The sequence below is a fragment of the Lysinibacillus sp. NPDC097231 genome, from assembly GCF_044761885.1.
Taxonomy (GTDB): domain Bacteria; phylum Bacillota; class Bacilli; order Bacillales_A; family Planococcaceae; genus Lysinibacillus.
Window position 1 is genome coordinate 47,791 of sequence record NZ_JBIWDH010000011.1, and the last position, 10,928, is coordinate 58,718.

Annotated in this window: 6 protein-coding genes and 1 pseudogene; 2 read left to right on the forward strand and 5 right to left on the reverse strand. The window is 36.1% G+C overall.

The features are described 5' to 3' along the window. The first annotated feature begins 201 nt into the window (after positions 1 to 201). Together ACIQXF_RS08975 and ACIQXF_RS08980 are read left to right on the forward strand one after the other, a co-directional pair. Complete coding sequence (locus tag ACIQXF_RS08975) at positions 202 to 1,941, forward strand: B12-binding domain-containing radical SAM protein (RefSeq protein WP_402781682.1); 1,740 nt, start codon at positions 202 to 204, stop codon at positions 1,939 to 1,941. Between the two features lie 684 nt (positions 1,942 to 2,625). After that, positions 2,626 to 3,144, forward strand: coding sequence for a DUF4352 domain-containing protein (locus ACIQXF_RS08980; protein WP_402781685.1), 519 nt, complete (start codon positions 2,626 to 2,628; stop codon positions 3,142 to 3,144). Between the two features lie 388 nt (positions 3,145 to 3,532). Here ACIQXF_RS08980 and ACIQXF_RS08985 read toward each other — a convergent pair. From ACIQXF_RS08985 to ACIQXF_RS09005, 5 genes and pseudogenes are all read right to left on the reverse strand, one after another. Then, a pseudogene (locus ACIQXF_RS08985) lies at positions 3,533 to 3,637 on the reverse strand (transposase); the annotation flags it as partial. A 192-nt stretch (positions 3,638 to 3,829) separates the two neighbouring features. Further along, positions 3,830 to 5,185, reverse strand: a complete 1,356-nt coding sequence (locus tag ACIQXF_RS08990) for a TrkH family potassium uptake protein (protein WP_402781688.1) — start codon at positions 5,183 to 5,185, stop codon at positions 3,830 to 3,832. A gap of 234 nt (positions 5,186 to 5,419) precedes the next feature. Further along, positions 5,420 to 6,184: a TerC family protein gene (locus ACIQXF_RS08995; protein WP_402781691.1), complete on the reverse strand. Its 765-nt coding sequence runs from the start codon at positions 6,182 to 6,184 to the stop codon at positions 5,420 to 5,422. 379 nt (positions 6,185 to 6,563) lie between these two features. After that, on the reverse strand, positions 6,564 to 7,649 hold the full coding sequence (locus tag ACIQXF_RS09000) for an SDR family oxidoreductase (protein ID WP_402781694.1): 1,086 nt from the start codon (positions 7,647 to 7,649) through the stop codon (positions 6,564 to 6,566). 18 nt (positions 7,650 to 7,667) lie between these two features. After that, entirely contained in the window at positions 7,668 to 10,721 is a 3,054-nt protein-coding gene (locus ACIQXF_RS09005; protein WP_402781697.1) for an efflux RND transporter permease subunit, read from the reverse strand. Between the last annotated feature and the right edge of the window lie 207 nt (positions 10,722 to 10,928).

A 10,928-nucleotide genomic window follows, 5' to 3' on the forward strand; every position in this document is an offset into this window, starting at 1 on the left:
AAAAGAGTAAAAAACCTCTAAATCGAATTTTGAGCCTTTACTATACTTTATGACTGCACGATTCTATTATTACAAAATTTAGTAAATTTAAGTATTTAAAATTATTTCACGAACTGTTCACAAAATAAATAGGTAAAAAGGATTATATTGTATGACAGCAACTTGACTGTTACAATTAGAAATTGAAAGGAAGATTATTGCATGAATACTATTTTAACTACTTTAAATGCAAAGTATATTCACACAAATTTAGCTTTGCGTTATTTAAAAGGTGCTGCTTTACCAGAATTTAACCCAGTCATTGCAGAATATACAATTAAAGATCCTGCTTTTAATATTGTATCAGATTTATTTCAAAAAAAACCTGATATTGTAGGATTTAGTTGCTACATTTGGAACATTGAAGAAACTATTCACGTTATTAAAATGTTAAAAACTGTCTGTCCAAATGTTAAAATTTTGCTCGGAGGACCAGAAGTATCTTACGATGTCCACCATTGGTTACGTCGAATTGAAGAGATTGATTTCATTATTATGGGTGAAGGAGAAACTTCCTTTAAACAATTACTACGTTATTTACACGGAGAAATTGCATTGGAGGATGTTCCAGGGATTTGCTATTTAGAGGATGGTAAAGTCCGCATTCACGCTCAGCCACCAAAAATAGACTTACGTGAATTACCGAGTCCATTTCGTTTTGAGGAGGATCTTCCTCATCTAAGCAAACGAATTCAATATATAGAAACAAGTCGCGGCTGTCCATTTAGCTGTCAATTTTGTTTATCTTCTATTGAAGTAGGGGTTCGTTACTTTAATCGTGAAAAAATAAAAGAAGATATTCGCTTCTTGATGGACAACGGTGCTCGTACGATTAAATTTGTCGATCGTACCTTTAATATAAGTCGTAGCTATGCAATGGAAATGTTCCAGTTTTTAATCGATGAACATAAGCCAGGGGTTGTTTTCCAATTTGAAATTACTGCAGATATTATGCGTCCTGAGGTTATCCAATTTTTAAATGATAACGCCCCAAGAGGTCTTTTCCGTTTCGAAATCGGTGTACAATCAACGAATGATTTAACAAACACGCTTGTGCAGCGCCGCCAAAACTTCGAAAAACTTACGCGCACAGTGACAATGGTCAAAGAAGGTGGAAAGATTGATCAGCATTTAGATTTAATTGCTGGTTTACCCGAGGAAGATTATGCTAGCTTCCGTCAAACCTTTAATGATGTTTTCGCAATGCGACCTGAAGAATTACAGCTTGGATTCCTTAAACTATTGCGTGGTACAGGCCTTCGTCTAGAGGCTGAAAAATTCGGCTATACTTATGTGGACTTAGCTCCATATGAAATTTTTTCAAACAATGTCTTAACGTTTGATGATATTGTACGCATCAAACATGCAGAGGATGTACTTGAGAAATACTGGAATGACCACCGCATGGATCATACAATTGAATACTTGGTAACTGAAGTATTTGAAACACCATTTGATTTCTTCCAAAGTTTTGGTACGTACTGGGAAACAAAGGGCTGGTCGCGTATTGGTCATCAGCTAGAGGATTTATTCCTACGCTTACTAATGTTTTTAGAAACTGTAGAAGGCGCAAATTTAAATACCATTCAAAGCTTAATGCAGCTAGATTATTTAATGGTACAGCAGTTTCAGCCACGCAAATTATGGTGGAAGGAACGCCCAACAGAAGAACAACAAAAAGCTATTTATAGTGCATTACGAGAAAATCCTACAATTGCGGGTGAAGAATTTGCTAGCTTTAAGCTTTCTGAAAAAGAGTTATTTAAACATACACTCATTATTCCTCATCACCTAGATTACCAAGATTTCTCAAAAGGCAAAATTGTACAAAAAAACGGCTATCTTTTAACTTACTTCCGTCACGGTCAAGCACCATATTTTGCAACAATCCACTCCATATAATAAGAAACGCTAGTCCATTAATAAATATAAGGACTAGCGTTTTTTTATATACTTAAAAAATTCTTAAACCTCATCCTAAAATCTAAAAATTACTTTTTAGAATTTTTATTACACTTATTACAAGTAAAAATCATAACTTCTCTATGGTCATCAGATGTTAGTAAAGGAATAACAATAAGCCTAAAAATATTTAGTGCAAATTTCTTAACTTTATAACACTCAATCATTGTAAATATTACCCATTTATTTGTATTTATTTCGGGAAAAACAATTTTAACTTTTTTGACAACTTTATGAATACAACAAGTTTTTCTCAGCACACAATGAAAACTCCTGCTAAGAGTTTTCATTGCGAACTAATGATATTGTTAATAGCTATTTAACTTACCCAATAATGACGCGTTTATTAGTGCTAAATTTGTATGTAATTTTTGCTGTGTTTACATTATGAAATCAATATATAATTTATCTTCGAATTCTTTGTTTTCTTTATTTAGCCTACGTATAGAGGGCAAATATATAATGTCTATACAGCTGTAATTACAATGTTCGACAATTTATTTAATTTTTCCACTATAGAAGGAAATCACTCATTTTGATATTCAGTTTATACTGACAACAACTACCATTATTGATACAATTTAAATGTTACAAATATATTACATAAAGGAGAGTAATTTACAAATGAAGAAAAAATTAATTTTCAGTGCTGCTCTTGTTCTTTCACTCGGACTTGCTGCATGTGGAGAAGAAGCTACACCAAAGGAAAATGACACTAAGCAGCCAGTGCAAGCAGATGCAGAAAATAATAAAGAACAAGAAGCTCAAAAGGAAAAATCTTTAACTGTTGGTGATTCTGCTGAATTTAAAAATGCGAAATTCACATTAAAAGCTGTAAGCACAACAGATGACCGCAATCAATTTGACGAAACTAATCCAAATCAGGTAATTAAGATTGAGTACGAATTAGAAAACCTGTCTGATGCTGATATGTCTTATGGTATGGATCTATCTGTTTATGATGGAGCTGGAAATAAAATGGAGTTATATCCTTTAGATAACAGTATGGGATCTATCGCAAGTGGTAAGAAGGTTCAAGGTATTCAATACTTCGGTGTCATTGAAGGTGGAAAAATTGAAATCCATTATGCTCCTATTGTTTCCTTCGATAAAGCTGCAGTATTTGAAGTAGAAGTTCAATAATTTATTACAAGCCAGTCCTCAAAACGAATGGCTTTCTGTTTGCAATAAAAAAGCCCAGGCTCAAATTAATTGAGTGCCTGGGCTTTTTCAAATAAGAATCAACATTTATAAATTAACACAGCGTTCTATACAACTTCTGAACAATTTTTGTTGTGAAATAATTATTTTTAGACCTTCGAAATCATGTTATTAATTCATTTGTATTTAATAAGAAAAATACCAAATACTTAAAATTTAAGTACCTGGTATTTGGTGCGCGTGTTAGTTTGCTTTCGCATCCTGACAAAATTAATAATATCCTATGATACTATACAATTTCTGAACAAATCATTTACTGCTCTGTTCAATGGTCATTTCCAGTCCTTCGAAATCCCCGTCAGTCATGGGTACCTGCATTAAATTTAATTTGACCATAAATAATTTGTCTTCTATATTTCGGGGCAAACACGATGTGATACTTACAATTCCATGTTGCTAAACTTTTATTATCCATTTTTGGAGGCTCCTTTCGTACGAAGTCGGTTGACCAGACCTGACTTAATTGTACGAGTGGAGCTTTTTTGTTGTCCACAGCTAAAAGCTTTCATGAACCCTCTGCACCACAGGGGGGTTCAAAGCATACAAAAAGGGGGCAATTTAAGAAATCGCTCCAGTAAAACCCTGTCATATCAACGACTAACACTACCTACCCAATAATGACACGTTCCTTAGGGTAATGGTATTTTGATTTTTTGCCTCTACCGCCACCACCAAGTGAATAAAGGAAGGAAATTAAGCCGACACGACCGATAAACATCAAAATGATAATAATGATTTTTCCTATGACTGATAAATCAGAGGTAATACCTAAGGACATCCCACACGTACCGAACGCTGATGTTATTTCAAAGATGATCTGAATCAGTGTTGCATGTGGCTCCGTGATAAGTAAAATAATTGTCGCAACTAATACCATAAAAAATGCCAATAAAATAACAACAAATGAACGGAAGACATCAATTAAATGTATTTCTCGTCCAAATACCTGAATATCCTCTCTTCCCCGCGAAAAGGTAATTAGAAATAATATGGCCATCGCAAACGTTGTTGTACGTATCCCTCCACCAACTGAACTTGGTGAAGAACCAATAAACATTAAAAAGCTCATGAAAATATCTGTCGCTTCACTGAAGGTTGTTACATCATATGTTGTCAGTCCAGCTGATCGTGTTGAAACAGAATGAAACATTGCAGAAAACAGTGCCTCATGCCAAGGCATCCCCTTAAATGAATGGAATGATTCGAGCAGTAATATGACGACAGCACCAACCACAAATAAAATTGCATATGTGGAGGTAGTTATCTTTGTAAATAAGCTGAATCGAAAATTCACATGGCGATTAAGTAAAAAGGTTTTCACTTCTATTAGTACTGGGAAGCCTATGGCACCAAGTACGATTAACACCATCGTTACAAGTTGAACAAAATAATCATTATGAAACGGTAGCAAACTCATTCCTGTAATATCAAAGCCGCCATTTGTAGTAGCAGAAATGGAGGCAAAGACACCATGAAGAAAAGCTTCTTCTAACGTATCGAAATAATGGATGAAGTGCATAGTTAAGATAAATGCCCCCATCACTTCAATGCCAATTAAAATTTTTAATATTTCTCTAATTAATTGAACAACACCAGACAAATTATATTGGTTATGGTCAATCATAATTAATTGACGCTCACGCATACCAATTTTTTTCCCAACAAGTAACCAAACAAAGGTACCAAGTGACATAATACCAATAGCGCCAAGCTGTAAAATGACCAAGACCATCACGAGTCCAAATGTTGTATAGCTTTCTGATATATTGAATGTCGTTAAACCCGTTACACTAACCGCGCTAACTGCAGTAAATAAGCTATCTAATAATGAAATTTCCACACCTTCTTGATGAACACCTGGAAGCCGTAGTAACAGGAAGGAAATCGCTATGGCTATAAAATAATAAGAAACAAGTACCTGAAACGGTGTTACAAGCCTATTTGAAGATTTTTTCCAAGGCACTTTAACAACTCCTTCCTCGCATGATGCTAAACTCGATAGATATTAGTATAGAAAAAATACATAAAAAAAGAAAGAGGAATAGCTACGACTATTCCTCACAGACTGTAGATAAACTCAAAAAACTTCGAGTTTGCCTATAGTCTTTTTTCTTTTACAATCAATTGGTACCTCAAGATCATTGAGTAAAAAAACTAATTGCTGCTATGTTCTTAGCCTCAGTTCCTCTGTTAAAAATTATTTAGCTTTATTTTTATATCGAACACCTACTAGATAACCTACTAGAGCAATGGACACTAACACAATCCAGAAAGTTAACTCCCATACAGTGGAATGTGGAAACTCTGCTGGTAAAACCCCCACTTTCTCATGTGACAAAGTTAACACCACAAGCTTCACGCCTACCCAGCCTACAATTAAAAATGCAGCGGTTTCAAGAGATGGGTAGTCATTTAATACCTTTACAAACCACTGTGCTGCAAATCGCATCATAATGACTCCGATAAATCCTCCAAGTAACATAACAATAAATTGACCACCATTGATGCCACCAATATCAAAGTGCCCTAACTGCGGTAAAGTTACAGCAATGGCAACGGCAGCAAGCATAGAATCGATAGCAAATGCGATATCCGCCGCTTCCACCTTAAGCACGGTCATCCAGAAACCAGAACCTTTTTTCATAGCTTGATCATTAGTTATTTCAATTGAATCCTTTTTATAACGCAAGTCATATATATTTTTTGCTGACATGAATAATAAATAAGCCGCTCCCACCGCTTGAATTTGCCAATAATTCACTAATATCGTAATGATAAAGAGAGCTGAGAAACGGAAAATTAATGCCCCAAATAATCCATAAAATAATGCCTTTTTTTGTTGCTCTCGTGGTAAATGCCTTACCATAACAGCCATCACAACCGCATTATCTGCTGCTAATAATCCTTCTAATACAATTAGTACAATAAGTACCCAACCGTATTGTAATAAAATCGCTTCCATTCAAATGCCTCCTCTAAGCTCTGTATACCCAAAATAGTCGTTACTATAACGAGTTCAAAAGAAAAAGACCTCTGCCCTATGAAAAGGCAAAGGTCTCGCTAAGTAAATAAACACCTGACACTTTTTATCAGTGTTTCAATCTCAATGCTATTAGCTTCTACCATTAACATCGAGTTATTTACTATCACACCCGATGGTAAAAAACCATGTATTGACGAATGTGAAACCAAATACATCGTTCGTATCTGTTAGCTACTCCCCTTTGACAAAATGTCGAAGGTTTTCTTCTGTGAAATCATTATAGCACTATCATATAAGAGTGGCAAAATTATCTATTCACTAATTCGCATTATAGAGTTAGCATGGTTTGGTTAATATCCTACTTTATCTGGATTTGATAACTTTTATCTTCTTTATGTGCTAAATAGAAATCAATCATTCTAGGCATAGTCTGTATAAAATCAGGACACTTTATATCGCCTTTTTTCAAAATATCCACTGCCTCTGATGTATCAAACTTAGCATTCCAAACTAAGTAATCTAAAGTTTCTTGCTCAACACCTAGCTTTTGGCGAATGAGTGGGACTTGCAAAGATACCTTCGCTACTATTAATGGTAAACGGCCTCTAGGATAATGGTTAGTTAATAATTTTACCATTGTACGGTACACTTCCTGCACAGGATGCGGGTGTGGATCAGTTAAATGCAACGTCTTCCCTTCAGCACTTTTTTCATCCACTAGATAAGTCGAGGCATTGATAATATAATCCACCGGAACCACGTTTATCGTTGAATTTGAATGGCCGATATAGGGAATAAAAGGCAGGCATTTTATTCTGTCCACCATATTTAAAAAGAAATATGGCCCATCAAATTTGATGGTCTCTCCTGTTTCAGAATGACCACGCACAATACCAGGTCGAATAATTGTCAATGGAATCTCTGATTTTAAATCCTCTACACGATGCTCAGCCTCATATTTCGTTTCCTCATAATAATTTTTAAATGCAGAGGGGCGAATTAGTTCATTTTCACGTAAAACACCCTCACGAGTGCCTGCCACATATGCTGTGCTAAAGTACATATAACGTCTTAAATTTGGAAGTGCTCGAACAAAATCATTGACCATAGTCGTACCATGTACATTAACCTTCCAAGCTATATCACGTGGCACTGCTAAATCATAAATTGCTGCTAAATGCCAAAGTACTTCAATCTGAGGTACAATTTCCTGTACAATTTGATTTTCTAGACCAAGATTCGGTAATGTAATATCTCCCTCTACAATACGAATTGAACACTTAGGAAACTCCGCTAATATATTGTCTTTTTCCATATTTGCTTTTATTAATTCACCAGCTAAAACAATAACGATAACATCATGCGTTTGATTTTTTCTGAATAACTCTCTTATTAATTGACTTGAAATGAACCCTGGAAAACCCGTAAAAAAATGAACACCCATCTCCCATTCCCCCTAAACCTACTGCATCTTCCGTGTTTCTTTATCCATTAAGCTATAAACAGTCGGAACAATATATAATGTCAGCAAAGTTGATGTCACAAGCCCCCCAATTACTGCAATCCCCATCGGTTGATTCATCTCAGTTCCTTCACCGAGGCCTAACGCAAGTGGCAACAATCCTAAAATTGTTGTTAAAGCAGTCATTAATATGGGGCGAAGTCGATCCTGTGTGGCAACTATAATAGCATCATATGTAGCTATTCCTTTCGCCTTTTGCTGATTAATGTAATCTACAAGTACAATCCCGTTGTTCACGACAATACCAACAAGCACCAAAATACCAATTACAGATGTCACACCCATTAGCGTGTTCGTCACAAACATCGCAATTGCCACACCAATAATCATTAATGGCACAGTGAACATAATAACAAATGGATATTTAAATGATTCAAATTGTGCAGCCATAACGATATACACAAGCACTATTGCTAGTGCAACTGCTAAAAGCATATCATTTATGGCACTATCATATAACTCACGATCTCCACTAAAGATAACTTGAGTTTCTGATGGTAGATCGGCTTTTTTCAATGCTCGGTCTACTTTAGCTGAGACACCCCCTAATGATTCCTTCGATTCATACTCAACAAAAAATGCCACAGCTGCCGCCTGATCAGAACGCCTAATCGATACTGGTCCTTCTTGTACAGAAACGGTTGCAATATCCTCAAGTTTTACAAATAATCCAGCAGGTGAACGCAGCTGCATCGACTTTAATGACGCGATACTATCATTAAACACTTGTCCAAATCCTGTATAGACTGGTAAGACAGCATTATCCTCCGTAATTATTTGCGTAGTTAGTTGTCCCTTTGTCATTTGATTGACCATTTGTGCAATTTGTGCAGGTACAAATCCGTAATCTTTCGCCTTTTCTCGATCTACTTCCACTTGGATTTCTTTTGCAGTTTTATCTAAATCTGTCGATACATTTGTGATAGCATTTACCTTTAATAACTCCTGCTGCACTTTATTAACGGAGCTATTCAGTCGTTGCTCATCAGAATCTGTTAATCTAAACGATAATGTATTCGGTGAAGAGCCAGTTGACGTTGATACATTAAAGGTTATTTCAGCCTGCTCACCAAGCTCTGCGTGCAAATCTTGCTCAACTTCTTCCACAAATTCAAAAATTGAACGCTTCCTATCTGCTAAAGGGACAAGCTTTACATAGAGCTCAGCTTGATTTGCACTTGTCTGTCCTCGAGCTTGCGACTGCTGTGTGCCACCGATTAAGCTTACATATAATTCAACATCTTTCTCCTGTTTTAAGCGCTCTTCAATTTTCGCAACAACCTTTTCTGTTTCTGATACAGCTACACCTTTTTCAAGATTCACACTTATAGATGTAAAACCTTCATCGGTTGGCGGTAAAAACTCTGTACCAATTCTCATAAGACCAAACAATGCAATGCCAAAACAGACAACTGCTGAGATTAGTACGAGTATACGGTGTCGCAATACCCAAATAACTGATGACTTATAGCTTTTGTAAAATAACGACTCATTACGCTTTTCATAAATATCGGCAGCTTTCATTTTTAAAAGACGACTTGCAAGCATTGGGACAACTGTTAGCGCAACCACTAAAGAAGCAATTAAGCTGAAGGAAATGGTTAATGCAAATTCTGTGAAAATTTGTCCTATCAATCCTTCAATAAACATTACAGGTAGGAATACTGCAATAGTTGTGAGAGTGGAGGCAGTAATCGCAAGTGCCACTTCCTTTGTCCCTTCCTTAGCAGCTACTATCGGGTCCTTACCAAGTCCTAAATGTCGTTCAATGTTTTCAATAACGACTATAGCATTATCTACTAGCATACCGATGCCTAGCGCTAACGCTCCTAATGTCATAATATTGAGCGAGAAATTTGCAAAGAACATTAAAACAAATGTGACAATCACCGAATATGGGATAGCGATTCCAATAATAATAGGGCTTTTCACACTACGTAAAAAGATAAATAGCACAAACATCGCGAATAAACCGCCTAAAAGTAAAGAAGATCCGATATTGCTAATCGCTAAATCCACATAGTTCCCTTGATCCACTAGCACATCCGCAATGATTCCTTGATATTGCTTCTTCGTTAATAATTTATTTAAGGAATCTTGAAAAGCCTTTGATACTTCTGCCGTATTAGCGCCAGATTCCTGTAAAACAGACATTAATACTGCAGGATGCTCATTTGCTCGTGTTGTAGTAATGGATTTTTGCTCCGCGCGCTCAACAGTCGCTACATCACCAACAGTTAATGCTTTACCATCTAATGGATTTACCGAAACGATTAAATCAGCAATGCTTTCTGGTGTATTTAAAGTACTTAGTATACGAGTAGTCAACATTTTCCCATCATCTGTTAACACTGGCTCACCAGGAAGTGATACATTGTTCGATTGAATAATTTGTATGATATCTGCTTGAGTTATTCCTTTTTCAATTAGCTTCGCTTCATCTAAAGTTATTTGAATCTCTTCTACAAGCTTACCGGAAACATTGACACTTGCGACACCTGCTGTTCGACGGAGTTCTTTTTCCAAGTCTTCTGCCAATAACCGCACGTCTACCTTGTCATTTTCAGTATGTAGTGAAAGCTGAATAATAGGAAACTGTGATGGGTCAAATTTTAAAAATCTAGGCTTCTCAGCGTCATTCGGTAATGGGGTCATATCAATTCGCTGTAAAACATCAAGCTGAATGTCTTCTATATTGGTAGACCAATTAAACTCAAGAACAATTAAATTGGATCCTTCTTGCGAGGTAGACTGTAGTTTTTTGATTCCTGGTAAAGTTGCAAGGGTAGCTTCCAAGGGCTTCGTAATCTTTTCATTAACCTCCGTTGGATTTGCACCAGGATAAGAGGTAACAACCACACCTATTGGTGGATGTAGCTCTGGAATAAGCGTAATAGGTATTTTTAATAATGAAACGCCACCTAAAATAATGACAAATAGCATTGTCACGATTGTAAAGACGGGCCTTTTAATAGAAAAATTACTAATGTTCATTTTCATACAAACTCCTTTTCTATCTCTTCCTTTCTATGATAGCCGAAAAGGACAGTATTTTATAAATTGGGGCATCAACATTACGTTGAGTTGATATCAGTTCCGACTTGGCGCTTTGTTGCTGTGCGGAAGCGTAGTGCTAACGTAGCGACAGCAACATGATTTTGTCTGTGCGAAAGCGCAGCGACAGCAACATGATTTTGTCTG